Here is a 19,608-nt window from a genome sequence, read left to right on the forward strand (position 1 = left end):
GTGTGTGTCGATATGACTACTGTGTTTTTAAGTTGTTGATTTATAAGATTTATAGTTTTGGCATGGAAACTGAAAGGTCTAAGGAAACTCACACAAAGATCCGGAGTCGCCTTAATGCTTAGCGTCCAAGACCGTGCCATTGTCAAATCCACCGTGCCGCTGCTGGAAAGCGGGGGCGAAGCGCTGATTACCCACTTCTACCGCATGATGCTCTCGGAATACCCTGAAGTCCGCCCGCTGTTCAACCAGGCCCACCAGGCCAGCGGTGATCAACCGCGCGCGCTGGCCAACGGTGTGTTGATGTACGCGCGGCACATCGACCAGCTCGACCAGTTGGGTGACCTGGTGGCCAAGATCATCAACAAGCACGTGGCCCTGCAAATCCTGCCGGAACACTACCCCATTGTCGGATCCTGCCTGTTGCGCGCCATCGCCGAAGTGCTGGGCGAAGAAATCGCCACCCCTGAAGTGATTGCTGCCTGGGGTGCCGCGTATGGCCAACTCGCTGACATTTTGATCGGCGCCGAAACCAGCATCTACGACCAGAAAGAACAGGCCCCCGGCGGCTGGCGCGGGGCGCGGGATTTCATCGTGACGGCCAAGGTCGAGGAAAGCGCTGAAATCACCTCGTTCTACTTCGAACCTGCTGACAAAGGCCCGATTCTTGTGGCGGAGCCTGGCCAGTACATCGGCATGAAACTGATCCTCGACGGCGAAGAGATCCGTCGCAATTACTCGCTGTCGGCACTGGCGAACAACGGTCAGTACCGCATCAGCGTCAAGCGTGAAACCGGTGGGCGCGCGTCAAACCACTTGCACGATCAGTTGCATGTCGGTGCGAGCATCGAGCTGTTTCCGCCGTCGGGCGAATTCACCCTGGCCGCCAGTGACAAACCGCTGGTGCTGATCAGTGGCGGCGTCGGCATCACGCCAACGCTGGCGATGCTCGAAGCCGCGCTGGCCACCGAGCGCCCGGTGCATTTCATCCACTGCGCGCGCAACGGCAGCGTGCACGCCTTCCGTGACTGGATCGATGGTCTGGCCGAGCGTTATCCGCAACTCAAGCGCTTCTATTGCTACGCCGAAGATGATGGCGTCAGCGCCGCTGCGCACAAGGTCGGGTTGTTGAGTCAGGAGCAACTGGGCGAGTGGTTGCCCGAACAGCGTGACCTGGATGCTTACTTCCTTGGGCCTAAAGGCTTCATGGCCGCGATCAAGCGTCACCTCAAGGCCTTGGGTGTACCGCAGCAGCAAAGCCGCTACGAGTTCTTTGGCCCGGCTTCGGCGCTGGAGTAACTGGTCAGGGCGACTCGGGTAAGCCCGCTCCCACAGGTTTTGTGTCGTTCGAGAGATTGCGGGCAAGCACAATTCCTGTGGGAGCGGGCTTGCCCGCGATTGGCCGCACTGCGGTTCCGAACCGTGCAAATCCTTTAAAAGTTAATCCCTCCTTAACCGCTTTATCGTTTATTCCCCCGAATCCACCGGCACGCGCCAGGCTCTCAAACGACGGAGCCTGCGTGTAGACTGGCGGCAACTGATATCAAAAAGGGAAACGCGATGAGCGAGGAATCGATGCGGTTGGGACGCGAACGGCGTTATCTGGTGTTACTGGGCATCATCTGCCTGGCGCTGATCGGCGGCGCGCTGTACATGCAAATTGTGTTGGGCGAGGCGCCATGCCCGCTGTGCATCCTCCAGCGTTATGCGTTGTTGTTTATCGCGGTATTCGCCTTCATCGGTGCGGCGATGCGCACCCGTCGCAGCATTACCGTGTTCGAGACGCTGGTGGTCATCAGTGCCATTGCAGGCGTCGCGGTCGCCGGGCATCACGTCTACACCCAGTTCTATCCTGCGGTCAGTTGCGGCATTGACGTGCTGCAACCGATTGTCGATGGTTTGCCACTGGCGAAGATCTTTCCGCTGGGCTTCCAGGTCGATGGCTTCTGCTCCACGCCGTACCCGCCGATCCTCGGCCTGTCGCTGGCGCAATGGGCGCTGGTGGCGTTCGTGTTGATCGTGGTGCTGGTGCCGTTGCTCACTTCGCGTAACCGCAAAACGCTGCGCTGAGGCAGTTCGCCTCACCGCTGCGTCATCCAAAAAAAACGCCCCGGTCCTCGTTAAGAGGGCCGGGGCGTTTTGCATTTCTGACGGTTGGTAGAAAGACCTTGATGCGCGACAAGAAGGGGTGCGACACGTGTGCGACATGTTGTCACATCGGCAGTGTCGCAAGGCATTTCAAAAGGATTAATTGGCATAAGGTCTGGCAACAAAATTGGACTGCCCGGATGCTGATTCAATTCGCCCGGAAAGTGATGAGGCAGGCAGTTTTAACAAGTGCTGGCGAATTGCCGGAGCCCTTGTCACGTGGGGGCTTTGGCAATCTCGGGAGAGGGTGTAGGGGGCTCGAAGCTGTCTGAACTGCGGGAGATAGACCTACTAATTTTGGTGTTTTTGTTGAGAATCAATTTCGATAACATGCCCGACTTTTACGAAATACGTTAATGATTGTTGCTGGAATGGATAAAAATTATTTCGGGATGAGACATGGTTTATGAATCGTTACATATCTACAATCGCCCGCACTGAATTCCCGGCACTGCTCACCCTTAATCAGGTGCTTGAGCAGAAAGAAGGGCGTCGAGAGGCCTGAAGGCTTCATGCGACTCCCCGGTGTCGGAGCCTTCCAACTATCCGCACCAAATGGAATTGGTCTGTAACAAGGCCTTTGACCACGAATTCGAATAAGAACTTACCGCTGGCCCAGGATTTGTCGAGCAGCGTCTGACGCGCGACGGGCAGCCCTTATTCAATCCAAGAAAAATGCCAACCCTTGGCAGGGTGAAGTGTTGGCGATCAAAACCCAACTGCATTGCGCAAGCTGCTTTAGAGGTCGTGAGATGAGTAAAAACAGGTACCCCAGACTACTAGGCTTATTGCCGCTGATTGGCACGTTGTTGCTGTCAGGCTGCAACATGACCTTGCTCGATCCCAAGGGCCAGGTGGGCCTGGATGAGCGAAACCTGATCATCACCGCAACGCTGCTGATGCTTCTTGTCGTGGTACCGGTCATCGTCATGACCTTCCTGTTCGCCTGGAAATATCGCGCCTCCAACACCGACGCCGTCTACACGCCGAAGTGGTCGCACTCCACCAAGATTGAAATCGCGGTGTGGGCCATTCCAGTGCTGATCATCATTGCCCTGGGTTATGTCACCTACAAGTCGACCCACGCACTGGACCCGTACAAACCACTGGAATCCGACGTCAAGCCGGTCACCATTCAAGTGGTCTCGATGGACTGGAAGTGGCTGTTCATCTACCCGGAACAAGGCATTGCCACGGTCAACAAGATCGTCTTCCCGGCCAACACGCCAATCAATTTCCAGATCACCTCCGACACCGTGATGAACTCGTTCTTCATTCCGGGCCTGGGCGGCCAGATCTACGCGATGGCGGGCATGCAGACCAAACTGCACCTGATCGCCAACCAGAACGCTGAATTCGACGGTATCTCCGCCAACTACAGCGGCGCGGGTTTCACCGGCATGAAGTTCAAAGCAATCGCCACCTCTCAGGCTGATTTCGATGCCTGGGTCAGTGATGTCAAGAAGGCACCTAAACAGCTTGAAAAAGCTGAATACGAAGCCCTTTCCAAACCAAGCCAGAACAATCCAGTAGAGCTCTACTCCTCGTTCACGCCGAACCTGTTCCAGACCATCGTCGACAAGTACGAAGGCATGAAACCGGGTCCGAAAGTGGACCACGAGAAGAAAGAGAAAGAAGTGGCCCAGATGGAAGGGATGGACATGAGTTCGCATTCAGCTGCCGGGGCAGAGGAGTAAACGATGTTTGGTAAATTAAGTTGGGAAGCGGTCCCGTTCCACGAGCCGATCGTGATGGTGACCATCGCCATGATCGCGCTCGGCGGTCTGGGCGTGTTCGCTGCAATCACCTATTTCAAGAAGTGGACCTACCTGTGGTCCGAGTGGCTGACATCGGTCGACCACAAGAAAATCGGCGTGATGTACATCGTCGTGGCCATGATCATGCTGCTGCGTGGTTTTGCCGACGCCATCATGATGCGTTCCCAGCTGGCCCTGGCCACTGAAGGTTCGCCTGGCTACCTGCCACCTGAACACTATGACCAGATCTTCACCGCTCACGGTGTGATCATGATCATCTTCATGGCGATGCCATTCTTCACCGGCCTGATGAACCTTGCAGTGCCGCTGCAGATCGGCGCCCGTGACGTTGCCTACCCGTTCCTGAACTCCCTGAGCTTCTGGCTGCTGGTCTCCGGCGTTGTGCTGGTTAACGTGTCCCTGGGTGTCGGCGAATTCGCCCGTACCGGTTGGGTTGCGTATCCACCGCTGTCGGAACTGGGCTACAGCCCTGGCGTGGGTGTGGACTACTACATCTGGGCGCTACAGCTATCCGGGCTAGGTACGACGCTGACCGGGGTCAACTTCCTGGCCACCGTGCTGAAAATGCGTACCCCGGGCATGAAAATGATGGACATGCCGATCTTCACCTGGACCTGCACCTGGGCCAACGTACTGATCGTCGCTTCCTTCCCGATCCTGACCGCTACCCTGGCACTGCTGACGCTTGACCGTTACATGGATTTCCACATTTTCACCAATGAACTTGGTGGCAATCCGATGATGTACGTCAACCTGTTCTGGGCCTGGGGCCACCCCGAGGTTTACATCCTGATTCTGCCGGCATTCGGGATCTTCTCCGAAGTCATCTCGGCCTTCTCCGGCAAGAAGCTGTTCGGTCACCACTCGATGATCTACGCCTCGGGCGCGATCTCGATCCTGGGCTTTATGGTTTGGCTGCACCACTTCTTCACCATGGGTTCGGGTGCCAGCGTCAACGCCTTCTTCGGTCTGGCGACGATGCTGATTTCCATCCCGACGGGTGTGAAGCTATTCAACTGGCTGTTCACCATCTACCAGGGCCGTCTGCGCATGACCAGCCAGGTGCTGTGGACCCTGGGCTTCATGGTGACCTTCGCCATCGGCGGCATGACCGGCGTACTGCTGGCCATTCCGGGTGCTGACTTCGTTCTGCACAACAGCCTGTTCGTTATTGCTCACTTCCATAACGTGATCATCGGCGGCGCAGTATTCGGCTACATCGCAGGCTTCGGCTTCTACTTCCCTAAAGCGTTCGGCTTCAAGCTGCACGAAGGTTGGGGCAAGGCAGCGTTCTGGTTCTGGATCTCGGGCTTCTTCGTCGCGTTCATGCCGCTCTATGTATTGGGCTTCATGGGCATGACCCGTCGTCTGAACAGCACCACCAACCCTGAGTGGACGCCTTACCTGCACGTTGCAATGTTTGGCGCGATCCTGATCGCTGTCGGTATTGCCTGCCAGTTGATCCAGCTGTACGTCAGTGTCCGTGACCGTAACAAGCCGGAAAACATGTGCGAACACGGCGACCCGTGGAATGCCCACACGCTGGAATGGTCGACTTCGTCGCCACCACCGTTCTACAACTTTGCCGTTCTGCCGAAAGCCGACTGCATCGACCCGTTCACCGAGGCCAAGGAAAACGGTACTGCGTACAAGGCCCCGGCCAAGTACGAGCCGATCCACATGCCAAACAACACCGCGACCGGCCTGGTCATGGGTGCTCTGTTGACCGTGTTCGGTTTCGCGATGATCTGGCACATCTGGTGGATGGCCATCTTCGGCCTCGCCGGTACCGTGATCTACTTCGTTATCCATGCTGCCCGTGATGACCAGGGCTATATGGTGCCGGTCGACGTGATCGAGCGCACCGAAGCCGAGCAGCACAAGCGTCTGGTAGCCGCCGGGAAAATCCCGGCCACTGCCACCCGTGTTGAAACCTCGTTGGAACAGGCTTAAACCATGTCGAACTTAGTGACCAATGCTGGACACACCCATGTCGATGGACATGGGCACGATGACCATCACCACGACTCGGGCGAGATGACCGTATTCGGTTTCTGGCTCTACCTGATGACCGACTGCATTTTGTTTGCGTCGATCTTCGCGGTGTACGCGGTACTGGTTAACAACGTAGCGGGTGGCCCGTCGGGCCACGACATCTTCGAGCTGCCATACGTGCTGGGCGAAACCGCCTGCCTGTTGCTCAGCTCGATCACCTACGGCTTCGCCATGCTGGCGTTGTTCAAAGGCAACAAGAAGGCGGTACTGGGCTGGTTGGCCATCACCTTCCTGTTCGGCCTGGGCTTCATCGGCATGGAGATCAACGAGTTCCACATGCTGATCTCCGAAGGCTACGGTCCTAACCGCAGCGGCTTCCTGTCCGGGTTCTTCACCCTGGTCGGCACCCACGGTCTGCACGTGACCAGCGGTCTGATCTGGATGGCGATCATGATGTATCAGGTCCAGAAAAAAGGCCTGACGTCGACCAACAAAACCCGTCTGAGCTGCCTGAGCCTGTTCTGGCACTTCCTGGACGTGGTGTGGATCTGCGTATTCACCGTTGTTTACCTGATGGGGACCCTGTAATGGCTAACGCAGCTCACTCACACAATGGCCACGACAGTCACGACGACAGCCACGGCAGCGTCAAGTCGTACGCCATCGGCTTCATCCTGTCGGTGATCCTGACGATCATTCCTTTCGGCCTGGTGATGTACCCGTCGCTGCCGAAAGCCATGACCCTGTGGATCGTACTGGTCTTCGCAGTTATCCAGGTGCTTGTTCACCTGGTGTACTTCCTCCACCTGGACCGCTCCGCTGCCCAGCGTAACAACGTGATCGCGTTTGTTTTCGCCGCATTGGTAATCGTTCTGTTGGTTGGCTTGTCGCTGTGGATCATGTTCAGCATCCACACCGTCATGATGGCGCACTGAGGAAAGTCCGGATGTCCTTTAAGCACTTTATCCAAATCACCAAACCGGGGATCATTTTCGGTAACGTGCTTTCTGTGGCGGGCGGATTTTTCCTGGCCTCGAAAGGGCATGTCGATCTGGCCATTTTCCTGGCCGCCATGATCGGCACGTCCCTGGTGGTGGCTTCGGGTTGCGTGTTCAACAACTGCATCGACCGCGACATCGACCTGAAGATGGAACGCACCAAGAACCGGGTGCTGGTCCAGGGCTTGATCTCCCTGAAACTGGCCCTGGCCTTTGCGACCGTCCTGGGTGTTGCCGGCGTCGCATTGTTGTACAAGGTGGCGAACCCGTTGGCCGCGCTGTTCGCGGTGATCGGTTTCATCATCTACGTCGGCTTCTACAGCCTGTACCTCAAGCGCAAGTCGGTTCACGGCACGCTGGTGGGCAGTCTGTCGGGCGCCATGCCGCCGGTGATTGGCTACGTCGCTGTGACCAACAGCTTCGACATGGCCGCACTGACCCTGCTGGTGATGTTCAGCCTGTGGCAGATGCCGCATTCCTACGCCATCGCGATCTTCCGCTTCAACGATTACCTGGCCGCATCGATTCCGGTGCTGCCAGTGAAGCGCGGGATCCAGGTGGCCAAGAAGCACATCCTGATCTACATCCTGGCCTTCCTCGTGGCGACCTTGATGCTGACCTTCAGCGGCTACGCCGGCATGAGCTACCTCGCCGTCGCCGCGGCCATGGGCATGTACTGGTTGTACATGGCCTGGACCGGCTACAAGGCAGTGGATGACACGGTCTGGGCACGCAAGCTGTTCGTGTTCTCGATCTTCACCATTACCGCGTTGAGCGTGATGATGTCCCTGGACTTCAAAGTGCCGACCGAGTTGCTGCTGACGTACGCGCCTTAAGCGTCGGATGCTGTAAACAAAAGCCCCGCCTTCGAGAGAAGTGCGGGGCTTTTTGTTGGGGGGCAAACAGAAAAACTCAGCGATCAAGCAACCGGAAAAACCGCTCGCGCACCTGGGTGTTATCGCTGTGCGCGACATTGAAACGCAGGAAGCTGCTGGCATCGGCCGCTTTGCTCAGCAAGGTGCCGGGCGCCAGCACCAGGTCAATGTCGAGGCCTTTGCTGGCCAGGGTTTCAGCGTGGAAACCTTCGGGCAAGCGGGTCCAGATAAACAACCCTTCACCCGGTAGCGACGATACCGAGCACCCGGCCTCCACCAGCCAGCGCGCCACACGGCTGCTGGATTCGTAGAGGCGGTCGACGGTGCGGCGGGTGTGTTTGGCGAAGCTTCCATTGTTGAGCATGGAGCAGGTGATCTGCTCCGCGAGTTCCGAGGTCACGCCGCCGCAGGCCATTTTCAAAGCAATCATCCGGGCCGCCAAGGGCCGCGACAACACGGTGTAGCTGACACGGCTGTTGGCGGTCAGGGTCTTGGAAAAACCGGAGACGTAACTGACCGTGTCCAGCCCGCCCGCGGCCAGGCGCGGTGTGCGTTTCTGCTGGATGTCGCCATACAAGTCATCTTCGACGATATGAAAACCATAGCGGTGACTCAGTTCCAGCAGGCGATAAACCTGGGCGGCGGTGAACGAGTGGCCGGTCGGGTTATGCAGCGTGCTGTTGGTCATATACAGCACGGGGCGATGGGCAATCAGCAATTGCTCGAACGCCTCAAGGTCCAGGCCATCGCAATCGCGGGCAATGGTGATGACCTTGGCGCCGTGCAACGCCAGATTGGCGTGCATGTTGAAGTAACACGGGTCGTCGAGTACTACCGTATCGCCAGGCTTTATCAACAGGCGCATCAGCAGGTCGATCGCCTGCACGGTGTTGGAAGTGGTGATGATTTGTTCCACCGGTGCCTCGATACCGACGGTCGACAACTTGACCCGTAATGCCTCGCGCAACGGCAGATAACCGCCCACTTCACCGTACTCGCCCATGCGCAGCGTCGTCGCGCGAAGTGTCGCGCGTACGGCTTTGAGCAGTTCTTCGGCGGGCAACCAGGAGGCGGGGAGGAATCCGCAGCCGGGACGCAGCGCACCGTTTTCCAGCAACAGTGCACGACGGACCCGGCTGAGCGTGTCCTGAGGTTGCAAGTCCGGACCGGCAACCGCGGACGGCGGATTGATGGCTCGCTGAACGTAATGCCCGGAACCCTGGCGCGAGACCACCAGTCCCTTGGCGCGCAACCGGTCAAGGGCATCGACCATTGTCGACTTGCCCACGTTCATCAAGCCCGAGAGCTCGCGAATGGGTGGCAGTTTGGCCCCATGGGGGAGGCCTCCCTGGTTGATCGCCATCGTCAGCTGATCGACGATCTGCTGCACCAGCGGCATCCCTGGCTGAAGTTCGATGGCGGCGATGACTGCACGCTGAACCTGCATTTTACTGGTCTCCCTGGCAGTAAAGTTCGTTGGATTCTATACGAACTTACCCTGAACAAGACAAGTGTCTGATGCCTACCATCAACTGCGCTTTTCGCTCTCTTGATGAAGAAGGTTCGGTAGATGATTAAGCAATTGACTCGCGACGAACGCTTCGTCGCCCTGGCAAAAGAACTGGGTTTTGATATCTACGACGAGAACGCTGCTGGCGGACATTACGCGCCGCTGATTCGACATGAAGATGAACTGTACATCAGCGGGCTGGTGCCGCGAATGAACGGCAAAATTCAATACCCTGGCAGGGTGGGGCTGGAGCTCAACCTGGCAGATGCTCAAGAAGCGGCGAGTATCAGTGCGATACGTGGGCTGGCGCTGATTTACGCCGCCATCGGTTCACTGGAGCACATAAAGGCGCTGCTTCGCATAACGGTCTATGTGAAATCCACCTTTGATTTTGTCGATCTCAGTGACGTGGCCAATGGCGCATCGGATGTCTTTACGCATGTACTGGGCGATGCCGGTAAACACACCCGTACGACCGTCGGTGTTTATCAGCTGCCGAAAAACGCGCCGGTAGAAGTGGACATGATGGTGGCGCTGCATTCGTCAGCTCCGTCATCCTGAGTGCAATAAAAAGCCCTGCTTCAAGGGCAGGGCTTTTCGGTCGCTGGCGTTTGCCCGGCTGAGTTACTGCGCGGCGATGCTGTAGCCGGCGAACGCGGTTTGCTGCTGCAGTGCGGTGATGATGTTCTTGCGGTTGACCGCTTGTTCGACGCCGGTGTTATCGAGGAACGTCTCGCTTTCAATCACTGCGTCTTCACCTTCGCCGACGAAGGTGAAGCCGAGGAACTCCAGCGCTTTGCGGTCAACGTTCAGGCTTGAACGCGGGGTGCGCAGCGGCAGGGTGACGTTTATGCCGTCCTTGCTGATGGTGAACACTTCGAGATCTTTCTTGGCGCGAGCCACTTTGCTTTTGCCACTGCTCGGGTTGCTGATAGCCTGGTGAGTCTGGTTCAGCACTTTCAGCGCCAGACCGTAGACGATCTCCTGAAACGCCGGGTCATCCTTGAAGCTGGAGAGAATCCGGCTGATCGGGAATTTGCTGCTCAGATCTTCGAGAGCGGCGATGTCGGCCGCTTCCGCGTCCTTGAGTTGCTTGAGTTCGCCCATCAGCTCATAGGCTTTATCGTCGTCGAAGCTGTCATGTGCCTGGCGAATCGCGGCGCGCAGCTCGCGGATCTGGTCGCTTTCCCGGGTGGACTGAAAAGCGTCCAGGACCATCTCGCTGATGGTCTTGGCCTGTGGCACATGCTGTGAAAGATTGATGGAGTTTTCGTATTCCGCTTTGGACGACAAGGTGACTACGGATTCAGCGGTGTTGGAATCGGACATTGAAATTTCACTACTTCTTTTAACTTGAATTGAGGCGAGAAAGCACAGGGCCTTTTCAGGCCGACTAATCTATTGGACCGTGGCAGCGTTGTCACGGGTGAACAGGCAACTGGTCGTCATTTTTGCGAGCCGTTACCTGAATGTGTACCGCCGACTAGGTCCCGGTTGAATTGAGATTCATCGAGCGAACCGCCCATTGCTCTGCCGTTTGCTGATCCACCGGCAAGGAGAAGCGAAAGGTCGCGCCTCGTCCGGGCAGATCGATCAGCTGGATCTCGCGACCATGCAATTGCAGGATCCGATGCACGATACGCAGCCCCAGCCCGCCATCGCGCCGTGCACCGCCAATGTTGAAGGGACGCAGGAACAGCCCTTCGCGCAACTGTGGTGCGATGCCGGGGCCGGTGTCGCTGACGGTGACTTCGATAAACGGCCCTTGTGGGCGCAGGCTCAATTCGACTTCTCCACCTTGAGGGGTATTGCGCAGGGCGTTGTCGAACAGGTTGGTCAACACCCGCTCGATCAATCCCAGGTCGGCGCAGGCGGAGGACACGTTGGGGGCAAAGGTTGCCTTCAGCTCAATTTGACGTGCTTCGGCGGTCAGCTCGAATTTCTGGAAGATGTCCTGCACCAGATCGGTCATGGAGAAGCGTTCCAGCACCGGTTGTACGAAACCGTGCTCCAGTCTGACCAGTTCGAGCAGCGATTGCGCCAGGCCACCCACTTTTCGACTTTGATCCAGGGCGATGCCCAGATAGCGACGGCGGTCGGCGGGGGATAACGTGGCGTCTTTGAGCGTCAGGGTTTCCAGGTATCCGTGCAGCGAGGCCAACGGTGTTCGCAGGTCGTGGGAAATGTTTGCCACCAGTTCGCGACGCTCCTGATCCTGGCGAGTCAGTGAGCGCCACTGTTCACTCAGGCGGGTTTGCATTTGCCGGAAGGCTGCGTCCAGTACGGCAATTTCATCGTGACTGGCCGCTTTCCCTAGCGGTTCCGCGGTCGGTGGTGTGGAGGGAACACCATCGATGTCGAACTGACTGACTCTTTCGGTCAAGCGGCGCAACGGTCGGGTAATCAGGGCAAATGCCGTGAGACCGGCGATCAGGCACAACAACGCGACCAGACCGATGGACCACAGGGCGGTATTGAGCGCGGCACTGGTGGCGCCGCGTTCGGCGAAGCGGTCGTGTTCTTCGCTGAGCAGTACCACATAGAGATAACCGGCGGGCTGACCGTTGACCCGCAATGGCGCGGCGCTGAAGACTTTGCGTCCATCGACGCTGCGCGGGTCATCGCCGAGAATCGGCAGGGCGTCACCCTTGAGCAAGCGCTGGATCGGCCCAAGGTCGATCCGTTCCCGATGTATCCGCCCTTCGGGGGCGGCGCTGCCGACAATCTTGCCCTCGGAGTCCAGCAGATAGACCTCGACGCTGGGATTGACCTGCATGAGTTTGCTGAACAATTCGCGAACGGCATTGGGCATCAGGCCGCCAGCATCCATCAGTACGGTGTCATGGGCGATGTGTTGCGCCAGATCGCGCGACAGTCCCTGGACCACTTCCAGTTCATGCATTTGATTGGCGCGCACTTGCATCCACGCCGATGTGCCACAGCACACCAGCAACAGAATCGCGAACACCAGGGACAGGCGTTGTGTCAGGGTCAGCCTCATGGCTGTTCCTCCTTGACCGCGAATTTGTAACCGCGCCCCCACACCGTGAGGATGCGCACAGGTTGCGCCGGGTCAGCTTCGATCTTGGCCCGCAGACGGTTGATGTGGGTGTTCACCGTATGTTCGTAGCCCTCATGGCTGTAACCCCATACCGCATTGAGCAAGTCCATGCGCGAGAACACCTTGCCCGGCTGGCGGGCGAAGAAGTAGAGCAGGTCGAACTCCCGTGGTGTGAGGTCCAGGCGCCGCCCGTCGAGCGAAACCTCGCGGGTGATCGGGTCGATGGACAGGCCGTCCGTCATCAGGCTGCCCGAGTCCATTTTCAGGTTGCGGGCCATGGCGTCTACCCGACGCAGCAGCGCCTTGACCCGGGCGACCAGTTCCAGCATCGAAAAGGGCTTGGCAAGGTAATCGTCAGCGCCGAGTTCCAGGCCCAGGATCCGGTGTACTTCGCTGGAGCGCGCACTGGTGATGATGATCGGGGTGTAGCGGGCCATCGCCCGCGCACGACGGCAGATTTCCAGGCCGTCGACACCCGGCAGCATCAGGTCGAGGATCAAGGCGTCCCAGCTTCCTTGCTGCAACAGGCGCATGCCTTCATCACCGTCGGCGCAGTGCACCACTTCGAACTGCTCATCGCGAAGATGCAGGCAAATCAGGTCGGCGATGTGCAGGTCGTCCTCGACCACCAGGACGCGTTTGGTCTGTTCCATAAAGCTCAATCCTTTGTCGCGAATGGGCACATTGTGCGGGTTTTCCTCAGCCTGAGTTATCACGAATTGTTTAACTCCTCGTGAGGATTTGGCGATCAACCCAAGCCTAGGCTGTGTTCCCTATCAGGCACCTGGAATTTTGGAGAAGGCCATGTTTTCACGGCGACAGTTTCTTGTAGCGGGCGGCGGGCTGGGGGCTGCAGCGTTGGTGATCGGTGTGTTGCCAAAATTTGCCGCCAGCACTGCACTGGTCAGTGATGCCGGCGCGGCGGAGGTATTCGAGGTGACCCACAGCGACAGCGAATGGCACGCCCTGCTCAGCGACGAGCAGTACGAGATTTTGCGTGAAGAGGGCACGGAGCGGGCCTACAGCAGCCCATTGAACAATGAACATCGCGCAGGTGTTTTTGCTTGTGCAGCGTGTGATTTGCCGCTGTTCTCATCCGACACCAAGTTTGACAGCCGCACCGGCTGGCCCAGTTTCTGGGCACCGCTGGACAAAGCGGTGGCCACTCGTCAGGACCGATCCTTTGGTGTGCTGCGCGAAGAGGTTCACTGCCGGCGATGCGGCGGTCATCTGGGGCATGTCTTCGACGACGGGCCCAAACCCACCGGTCTGCGTTATTGCATGAACGGCCTGGCGCTGACCTTCAAGCCACGGGTGGCTTGATCCGTGGGCATTTCTTTTCATTCACCTGGTGCAGGTCGACGCTATGTGGCTTTTGGTTCTCGCTTATCTCGGTGGTGTACTGACAATCGTCAGCCCCTGCATCCTGCCGGTGCTGCCCTTTGTCTTCGCTCGAACCGGGCAGCCGTTTATGAAAAGTGGCTTGCCGCTATTGGCGGGGATGGCGCTGACCTTCGCGCTGGTCGCCACGTTGGCGGCGGTGGGTGGCGGTTGGGTGGTGCAACTCAATCAGTACGGTCGCTGGCTCGCGTTGCTGTTCGTAGCACTGTTCGGGTTGACGCTGATGCTGCCCCGACTGGCCGAGCGACTGACACGGCCCCTGGTGGCGGCCGGCAGCCGACTATCGGAGGCCGCCGGCGCCGATGCCCGGCCACGCCCCGGCGCTTCCTTCCTGATCGGCGTTGCCACGGGCCTGCTCTGGGCGCCTTGCGCCGGACCTATTCTGGGGCTGTTGCTGACAGGCGCGGCGCTGCAAGGGGCAAGCATCGAAACCACATTGCTACTGCTGGCTTACGCGGCCGGTGCCGCCACTTCCCTCGCTGTGGCGCTGCTGCTGGGCGGTAAAGTCTTCGCAGCGATGAAACGTTCGATTGGCGCAGGCGAATGGGTTCGGCGCGGTCTGGGGGCCGCGATGCTGGCGGGGGTTGCCGCGATTGCCCTGGGGTTGGATACCGGCATTCTGGCGCGGGTTTCGACCGCGTCCACCGGTGGAATCGAACAGGCATTGGTGGGGCGATTGGCCGGCAAATCCCCGAACAACAGCGGGGCGATGATGGCCGCCGGTGACACGGTGAAAGTGAGTGACAAGGCCTCCGGTGCCTTGCCGATTGAAGGCAACCTTCCTGCACTGGATGGTGCAGTGCAGTGGCTCAATTCCCCACCTCTCACGGCGCAGGCCTTGAAGGGCAAAGTCGTGCTGGTGGATTTCTGGACCTACTCCTGCATCAACTGCCTGCGCACGTTGCCGTATGTGAAAGCCTGGGCCGAGAAATATCGCGATCAGGGTTTGGTGGTGATCGGTGTTCACGCACCTGAATTCGCCTTTGAACGGGATGTTGGCAATGTCACCAAAGCCATGAAAGACCTCGGCATCAACTACCCGGTTGCCATCGATAACGACTACAAGATCTGGCGTGCCTTCAACAACGAGTACTGGCCGGCCCATTATTTTGCAGATGCTCAGGGGCGCATTCGCTATCACCACTTTGGTGAAGGCGAGTACGTCGAATCGGAGAGGGTCATCCAGCAGCTGCTGCGTGAAGCGGGAGCGGTGAAGGTCGCGGATGGCCTGATCAACGCTGATGCGACTGGGGTTCAGCTCGCGCCGGACATGAAGGAAGTGCAATCACCGGAAACCTATGTCGGTTTCCAGCGTGCGGAGCATTTCGTTCCCGAGACCAGCCTTGTGCCGGACAAAGTCGCCGCCTACACCCCACCCGCTGAATTGGCCCTCAATGACTGGAGCCTGGACGGAAAATGGAATGTCGGTTCCGAACGGGCGATTTCCAGCGCCCCCGCCAGTCGCATCGTCTATCGCTTCCACGCTCGCGATTTGCACTTGGTGCTGGGCCCTGCTGCCGACGGAAAACCAGTGCGATTCAAAGTGCTGATTGACGGAAAAGCCCCCGGCGATGCCCACGGCACCGATGTGGCGCCCGACGGCAGCGGCACTGTGAAAGAACAACGCTTGTATCAATTGGTGCGCCAGAGCGGCGGCGTGACGGACCGCACGTTCAGCATCGAGTTTCTCGATCCCGGCGTGTCGGCCTACGCGTTTACGTTCGGTTGAAGCCATTTCGTTTGTCTAGGAGTCATGTCCCATGAAAACCCTGATCACCTGGCGCCGCACCCTGTTGGGGATGGCTGCTGCCGGCATCATCAGTCAGTGCTCGGCCTTCTCGTTCGGTGCCGAAGACGCGGTCATCATTCCCCCGCCGGCCCTGGATGAAACAACCCAGGCCCACAGTGAAAAGGTGGTGTTTGCCGGCGGATGTTTTTGGGGCGTCCAAGGTGTGTTTCAACATGTCAAAGGTGTGAAGCAAGCCGTCTCCGGTTACGCCGGCGGCGCGGCCAGCACCGCCCGATATGAACGGGTCAGCGAGGGCGACACCGGCCATGCGGAATCCGTCGAAGTCACGTTCGATCCGGCTCAGGTCAGTTATGGCACGCTGCTACAGATCTATTTTTCGGTGGCCCACAACCCCACCGAACTGAATCGCCAAGGTCCCGACAGCGGCACTCAATACCGGTCGGCGATTTTCACTGAAAACACCGAACAGCAACGCATCGCCCAGGCCTACATTGCCCAGCTCGACGCCACCCATTTGTTCAACAAACCCATTGTGACCAGGCTGGAAACCTACAACGGTTTTTACCCGGCAGAAGAGGAGCATCAAGACTTTTTGACCGAGCACCCGAGCTATCCGTACATCGTGATCAACGATCTACCGAAAGTGGCGCAGTTGAAGCAGCTGTACCCGGACCGGTACCAGGAGAAACCGGTGTTGGTGAAGGCTGGAATGTAAAATCGACGTGGGGTTGGTTTCACCCCGAAATCACATTCTTGCCCGCCACCTTCGACCGATAAAGCGCCTGATCGGCCCTGGCCAGCAACCCGGTCTGTTGCTCTTCGTCAAAGCGCTGGACCACGCCAAAACTCATGGATACTTGAAACTCGCCCACGGGTGGCAGGCTCGACAATCCGTCGCGGATTTTCTCGGCGAGAAGTCTGGCTTCAGCCAACGAGGTATCGGGAAGGATGATGATGAACTCGTCACCTCCCCACCGCGCCAGCAGATCACCTTCGCGTACGCAGAGCTTCACGCCCTCGACCACCTGCACCAATGCCGCATCACCCAGGGCATGGCCGTAGTGATCGTTGATGATCTTGAAGTCGTCGATGTCCATGGCGATCAGGGACAGCGGTCTGCGAAAGCGCTGGGCTCGTTCGCATTCCAGAGGCAGGGCTTTTTCCATCAGGTAGCGATTGGCGATGGATGTCAGCGTGTCGGTTTCCGCCAGTTTGCGGTTTTCTTCGAGTTGGATCTGAAGCTGCTGATTGACCCGAGACAATTCCCGGGTGCGCTCTTCAACTGTCGCTTCAAGGGAGTGAGTGCGTCGTTCCAATGCTTCAAGCAGGCGACGTTTGTCGTCGATGCTGCGGTGCGCGCCGATCATGCGCGCCACGGAACCGTCAGCATTGCGGGACAGCACATAACCGCGGTCTTCGATCCAGGTGTAACTGCCGTCCAGCATGCGGCAACGATATTCGGCCTGGTAGGTGGGCGCGCGCTGTTGCACGTAATCATCAAACACGGCCATGACCGCGGGGTAGTCGTCAGGGTGAATGAGGTTTTCCCAAGTCAACGCCGTGTTGTCCAGGGAATGAGGCTCGTAGCCGAGCATCTTGTACCAACCGGGATTGCGGTAGACAAAGCCGGTGTTGGCGTTCCAGTCCCAAATACCGTCGCTGACCAATTCCAGAATGGTGTGCAGCAGGTCTTCGCTAAAATCTGACGCATTGAACTTCAACGGCTTGATATTCGACGCTTCCCCCATCACCGCTCTCCCTGACGCACAGATATCAATTGATTCGCCTGGCATCGAGATTAGTGCATGGCACGTTGCCCCCGCTAGTGTTTGCCCCATAACTGCATGGCAAAGTCGACGAAGTGGCGTAGTTTCGGTAAACGGTAGCGATCCTGGGCGTATACCAGGTGCATTGGCCGGCTCGGCAGCCGGTAGTTCTGCATCAGTGCTACCAGTTTTCCGTTGAGCAAATCTTGTTCTACCAATGCATCGGGCAGCATCACGATGCCCATCCCGGTTCGAGCCGCCTGATGCAACCCCGCCGAACTATTGATCAGCATCGGGCCGCTGACAGCCACCATCACTTCACCTTCCGGCCCACTCAGGCGCCATTGTTTTTCGACCGATTGCCAGTCGTCCCCGACCGGGTAAGCAAAGGACAAACAGGCGTGATGTTGCAGGTCTTCGGGCATTTGCGGTATCCCGCGGCGCGCCAGGTATTCGGGAGACGCGCACATGGTCAGGGTGTAGTCGATCAGCGGGCGGGCGATCAGGTTGGACGGCTCGATTGCGCCCAAGCGAAACGCCACATCTAGGCTGTTCTCGAGTAGATCGGGGCGCCCGTTGGTGAGCACCACATCCAGTTTGACTTGCGGACATTGCAGCGAGAACTCACTGAGCGCCGGAGCGAGCCTTTCCGTGCCGAACGTCAGTGGCGCCGTAATGCGCAGGGTCCCACTCGGCGCGTCCTGGCTCTGTTCGGCCAGGCGTTCGGAGTCAGCCACCAGCCCGAGTACTTCCAGACAGCGCTGGTAGTAAGCGGAGCCGAATTCTGTCAGGCGCTGGCGCCGTGTTGTACGGTTGAGCAGGCGCACCCCCAGGCGTTGTTCCAATGCGCGAAGGTGATTGCCGACCATGGTTGTGGACATTTCGCACTGCTGCGCGGCGGCGGTCATGCTGCCGGCTTCCACCACTTTTACGTAAACCGTCATTGCCTGGAACAGATCCATTATCAAGCCCGGCTTTAAGATGATTGAAGTGTTACAGCGTTTATCCAGCTCAGGTGGCTAACCATACTGTAAAAACACCGACCATTGATGGAGCTTGATGTCATGACCGCCGCCTGCCTGATGAGCACTTACCAACCGCTGGCCTTGAGTTTCAGCAAAGGGCTGGGAACACGCCTGTGGGATGAGGCCGGTCGTGAATACCTGGACGCAGTGGCGGGAGTGGCGGTGACCAACGTTGGCCACTCCCATCCGCGCATTGTGTCAGCGATCAGCGAGCAGGCCGGTTTGCTGTTGCACACATCGAACCTCTACAGCATCGACTGGCAACAGCGCCTGGCGCAAAGGTTGACGACGCTGGCGGGTATGGATCGGGCGTTCTTCAACAACTCCGGCGCCGAAGCCAATGAAACCGCACTGAAACTCGCGCGGCTTCACGGTTGGCACAAAGGGGTCGAGCAACCCCTGGTGGTGGTCATGGAGAACGCTTTTCATGGCCGCACGCTGGGCACGTTATCTGCCAGCGATGGCCCGGCCGTGCGCCTGGGTTTCAACGAGTTGCCGGGGGATTTTGTCAAAGTGCCCTTCGGTGATCTCGGCGCTTTGGATAAGGTGCATCAAGCCCACGGCCAAAGAATCGTGGCCATCCTGATGGAGCCGATCCAGGGCGAAAGCGGCGTCCAGTTGGCACCACGCGGTTATCTCAAAGCGGTGCGCGAGCTCTGCAACAGGCACTCATGGCTGATGATGCTCGACGAGATCCAGACCGGTATCGGCCGCACCGGTCAATGGTTCGCGTTCCAGCATGAAGGCATTGTCCCGGACGTCATGACCCTGGCCAAAGGCCTCGGCAACGGCGTCCCCATCGGCGCCTGCCTTGCCCGGGGTAAAGCCGCTGACTTGTTCACTCCGGGCAGCCACGGCAGCACCTTCGGCGGTAATCCGTTGGCCTGTCGTGTCGGATGTACAGTGCTGGACATCATCGAAGAACAAGGTCTGCTGGAGAACGCGAGTCTTCAGGGCGAACGTCTGCTCGCCAGATTACGCAGCGAATTGGCAGACAATCCGAACGTCCTGGCCATCCGTGGTCAAGGCTTGATGATCGGCATCGAACTCAAGCAGCCGATCCGCGACCTGACCTTGATCGCCGCGCGGGATCACGGTTTGCTGATCAACGTGACACGGGGCAAGACCATTCGCCTGCTGCCGCCGCTGACGATTGATGAGCGGGAGGTGGAGATGATTGTCAGAGGCGTATGTCGGGCCGTGACCATTGCCTGACATACGTTCCCGATCGTTTCCACGCTCTGCGTGGGAATGCCTCTTGTGACGCTCTGCGTCACGCTTTCGGGAACGCGGAGCGTCCCTGG

18 protein-coding genes are annotated in these 19,608 nt (G+C 58.4%); 12 read left to right on the forward strand and 6 right to left on the reverse strand.

The window, feature by feature from the left end; genetic code table 11:
• Window positions 1-114: 114 nt before the first annotated feature.
• The 7 genes from hmpA to cyoE all read left to right on the forward strand — a co-directional run bounded on the left by hmpA (window position 115) and on the right by cyoE (window position 7,752).
• Window positions 115-1,296, forward strand: coding sequence for an NO-inducible flavohemoprotein (gene hmpA / locus BMS17_RS17230; protein ID WP_077431286.1), 1,182 nt, complete (start codon window positions 115-117; stop codon window positions 1,294-1,296).
• A 261-nt stretch (window positions 1,297-1,557) separates the two neighbouring features.
• Entirely contained in the window at window positions 1,558-2,067 is a 510-nt protein-coding gene (locus tag BMS17_RS17235) for a disulfide bond formation protein B (RefSeq protein WP_046026676.1), read from the forward strand.
• Between the two features lie 830 nt (window positions 2,068-2,897).
• Window positions 2,898-3,842: a ubiquinol oxidase subunit II gene (gene cyoA / locus BMS17_RS17245; protein WP_046026675.1), complete on the forward strand. Its 945-nt coding sequence runs from the start codon at window positions 2,898-2,900 to the stop codon at window positions 3,840-3,842.
• Between the two features lie 3 nt (window positions 3,843-3,845).
• Entirely contained in the window at window positions 3,846-5,876 is a 2,031-nt protein-coding gene (gene cyoB / locus BMS17_RS17250) for a cytochrome o ubiquinol oxidase subunit I (protein WP_046026674.1), read from the forward strand.
• A gap of 3 nt (window positions 5,877-5,879) precedes the next feature.
• On the forward strand, window positions 5,880-6,506 hold the full coding sequence (locus BMS17_RS17255) for a cytochrome o ubiquinol oxidase subunit III (RefSeq protein ID WP_046026672.1): 627 nt from the start codon (window positions 5,880-5,882) through the stop codon (window positions 6,504-6,506).
• A complete protein-coding gene (gene cyoD / locus BMS17_RS17260; RefSeq protein WP_046026671.1) occupies window positions 6,506-6,853 on the forward strand; it encodes a cytochrome o ubiquinol oxidase subunit IV in 348 nt (115 codons plus the stop codon). The genes BMS17_RS17255 and cyoD overlap by 1 nt, the downstream gene beginning before the upstream one ends.
• 11 nt (window positions 6,854-6,864) lie before the next feature.
• Window positions 6,865-7,752 carry a heme o synthase gene (gene cyoE, locus BMS17_RS17265; RefSeq protein ID WP_046026670.1) on the forward strand — a complete coding sequence of 296 codons (888 nt, stop codon included), beginning with the start codon at window positions 6,865-6,867 and terminating at the stop codon, window positions 7,750-7,752.
• A 76-nt stretch (window positions 7,753-7,828) separates the two neighbouring features.
• Here the strand turns inward: cyoE and BMS17_RS17270 are convergent, their stop codons facing one another.
• Window positions 7,829-9,238: a PLP-dependent aminotransferase family protein gene (locus BMS17_RS17270; protein ID WP_077431287.1), complete on the reverse strand. Its 1,410-nt coding sequence runs from the start codon at window positions 9,236-9,238 to the stop codon at window positions 7,829-7,831.
• Between the two features lie 123 nt (window positions 9,239-9,361).
• Here BMS17_RS17270 and BMS17_RS17275 point away from each other — a divergent pair, with 123 nt between their 5' ends.
• Window positions 9,362-9,862: a RidA family protein gene (locus BMS17_RS17275; protein ID WP_046026667.1), complete on the forward strand. Its 501-nt coding sequence runs from the start codon at window positions 9,362-9,364 to the stop codon at window positions 9,860-9,862.
• A 63-nt stretch (window positions 9,863-9,925) separates the two neighbouring features.
• On the opposite strand, the gene BMS17_RS17280 is transcribed toward BMS17_RS17275, so the two are convergent.
• The 3 genes from BMS17_RS17280 to BMS17_RS17290 all read right to left on the reverse strand — a co-directional run bounded on the left by BMS17_RS17280 (window position 9,926) and on the right by BMS17_RS17290 (window position 13,015).
• The gene (locus BMS17_RS17280; protein WP_077431288.1) at window positions 9,926-10,630 is read right to left on the reverse strand and encodes a hypothetical protein; all 705 of its coding nucleotides are present in this window, start codon (window positions 10,628-10,630) and stop codon (window positions 9,926-9,928) included.
• A 154-nt stretch (window positions 10,631-10,784) separates the two neighbouring features.
• On the reverse strand, window positions 10,785-12,302 hold the full coding sequence (locus BMS17_RS17285) for a HAMP domain-containing sensor histidine kinase (protein ID WP_077431289.1): 1,518 nt from the start codon (window positions 12,300-12,302) through the stop codon (window positions 10,785-10,787).
• Window positions 12,299-13,015: a response regulator transcription factor gene (locus tag BMS17_RS17290; protein WP_046026664.1), complete on the reverse strand. Its 717-nt coding sequence runs from the start codon at window positions 13,013-13,015 to the stop codon at window positions 12,299-12,301. The genes BMS17_RS17285 and BMS17_RS17290 overlap by 4 nt, the downstream gene beginning before the upstream one ends.
• 151 nt (window positions 13,016-13,166) lie before the next feature.
• On the opposite strand from BMS17_RS17290, the gene msrB reads away from it, so the two are divergent.
• Genes msrB through msrA form a run of 3 tightly spaced genes read left to right on the forward strand, consistent with a single transcriptional unit; the run spans window position 13,167 to window position 16,228 of the window.
• Window positions 13,167-13,685, forward strand: coding sequence for a peptide-methionine (R)-S-oxide reductase MsrB (gene msrB, locus BMS17_RS17295; protein WP_046026663.1), 519 nt, complete (start codon window positions 13,167-13,169; stop codon window positions 13,683-13,685).
• Window positions 13,686-13,728: 43 nt separating this feature from the next.
• Window positions 13,729-15,492 (forward strand): cytochrome c biogenesis protein DipZ, encoded by a 1,764-nt coding sequence (locus BMS17_RS17300; RefSeq protein ID WP_077431290.1) that lies wholly within the window; start codon window positions 13,729-13,731, stop codon window positions 15,490-15,492.
• Between the two features lie 31 nt (window positions 15,493-15,523).
• Complete coding sequence (msrA, locus tag BMS17_RS17305) at window positions 15,524-16,228, forward strand: peptide-methionine (S)-S-oxide reductase MsrA (RefSeq protein WP_077431291.1); 705 nt, start codon at window positions 15,524-15,526, stop codon at window positions 16,226-16,228.
• 19 nt (window positions 16,229-16,247) lie between these two features.
• On the opposite strand, the gene BMS17_RS17310 is transcribed toward msrA, so the two are convergent.
• Together BMS17_RS17310 and BMS17_RS17315 are read right to left on the reverse strand one after the other, a co-directional pair.
• Window positions 16,248-17,261 carry a sensor domain-containing diguanylate cyclase gene (locus tag BMS17_RS17310; RefSeq protein ID WP_046026660.1) on the reverse strand — a complete coding sequence of 338 codons (1,014 nt, stop codon included), beginning with the start codon at window positions 17,259-17,261 and terminating at the stop codon, window positions 16,248-16,250.
• A 74-nt stretch (window positions 17,262-17,335) separates the two neighbouring features.
• On the reverse strand, window positions 17,336-18,241 hold the full coding sequence (locus BMS17_RS17315) for a LysR family transcriptional regulator (protein ID WP_077431292.1): 906 nt from the start codon (window positions 18,239-18,241) through the stop codon (window positions 17,336-17,338).
• A 102-nt stretch (window positions 18,242-18,343) separates the two neighbouring features.
• On the opposite strand from BMS17_RS17315, the gene BMS17_RS17320 reads away from it, so the two are divergent.
• Complete coding sequence (locus BMS17_RS17320) at window positions 18,344-19,519, forward strand: aspartate aminotransferase family protein (protein ID WP_046026658.1); 1,176 nt, start codon at window positions 18,344-18,346, stop codon at window positions 19,517-19,519.
• Window positions 19,520-19,608 lie beyond the last annotated feature (89 nt).

Origin of the sequence: Pseudomonas sp. C9 (genome assembly GCF_002000165.1) — a bacterium.
Taxonomy (GTDB): domain Bacteria; phylum Pseudomonadota; class Gammaproteobacteria; order Pseudomonadales; family Pseudomonadaceae; genus Aquipseudomonas.

Bases quoted from the DNA above. Each gene is read 5' to 3' on its own strand.
- hmpA (WP_077431286.1), top strand. From the start codon at position 115: ATGCTTAGCGTCCAAGACCGTGCCATTGTCAAATCCACCGTGCCGCTG.
- BMS17_RS17235 (WP_046026676.1), top strand. From the start codon at position 1,558: ATGAGCGAGGAATCGATGCGGTTGGGACGCGAACGGCGTTATCTGGTG.
- cyoA (WP_046026675.1), top strand. From the start codon at position 2,898: ATGAGTAAAAACAGGTACCCCAGACTACTAGGCTTATTGCCGCTGATT.
- cyoB (WP_046026674.1), top strand. From the start codon at position 3,846: ATGTTTGGTAAATTAAGTTGGGAAGCGGTCCCGTTCCACGAGCCGATC.
- BMS17_RS17255 (WP_046026672.1), top strand. From the start codon at position 5,880: ATGTCGAACTTAGTGACCAATGCTGGACACACCCATGTCGATGGACAT.
- cyoD (WP_046026671.1), top strand. From the start codon at position 6,506: ATGGCTAACGCAGCTCACTCACACAATGGCCACGACAGTCACGACGAC.
- cyoE (WP_046026670.1), top strand. From the start codon at position 6,865: ATGTCCTTTAAGCACTTTATCCAAATCACCAAACCGGGGATCATTTTC.
- BMS17_RS17270 (WP_077431287.1), bottom strand. From the start codon at position 9,238: ATGCAGGTTCAGCGTGCAGTCATCGCCGCCATCGAACTTCAGCCAGGG.
- BMS17_RS17275 (WP_046026667.1), top strand. From the start codon at position 9,362: ATGATTAAGCAATTGACTCGCGACGAACGCTTCGTCGCCCTGGCAAAA.
- BMS17_RS17280 (WP_077431288.1), bottom strand. From the start codon at position 10,630: ATGTCCGATTCCAACACCGCTGAATCCGTAGTCACCTTGTCGTCCAAA.
- BMS17_RS17285 (WP_077431289.1), bottom strand. From the start codon at position 12,302: ATGAGGCTGACCCTGACACAACGCCTGTCCCTGGTGTTCGCGATTCTG.
- BMS17_RS17290 (WP_046026664.1), bottom strand. From the start codon at position 13,015: ATGGAACAGACCAAACGCGTCCTGGTGGTCGAGGACGACCTGCACATC.
- msrB (WP_046026663.1), top strand. From the start codon at position 13,167: ATGTTTTCACGGCGACAGTTTCTTGTAGCGGGCGGCGGGCTGGGGGCT.
- BMS17_RS17300 (WP_077431290.1), top strand. From the start codon at position 13,729: ATGTGGCTTTTGGTTCTCGCTTATCTCGGTGGTGTACTGACAATCGTC.
- msrA (WP_077431291.1), top strand. From the start codon at position 15,524: ATGAAAACCCTGATCACCTGGCGCCGCACCCTGTTGGGGATGGCTGCT.
- BMS17_RS17310 (WP_046026660.1), bottom strand. From the start codon at position 17,261: ATGGGGGAAGCGTCGAATATCAAGCCGTTGAAGTTCAATGCGTCAGAT.
- BMS17_RS17315 (WP_077431292.1), bottom strand. From the start codon at position 18,241: ATGGATCTGTTCCAGGCAATGACGGTTTACGTAAAAGTGGTGGAAGCC.
- BMS17_RS17320 (WP_046026658.1), top strand. From the start codon at position 18,344: ATGACCGCCGCCTGCCTGATGAGCACTTACCAACCGCTGGCCTTGAGT.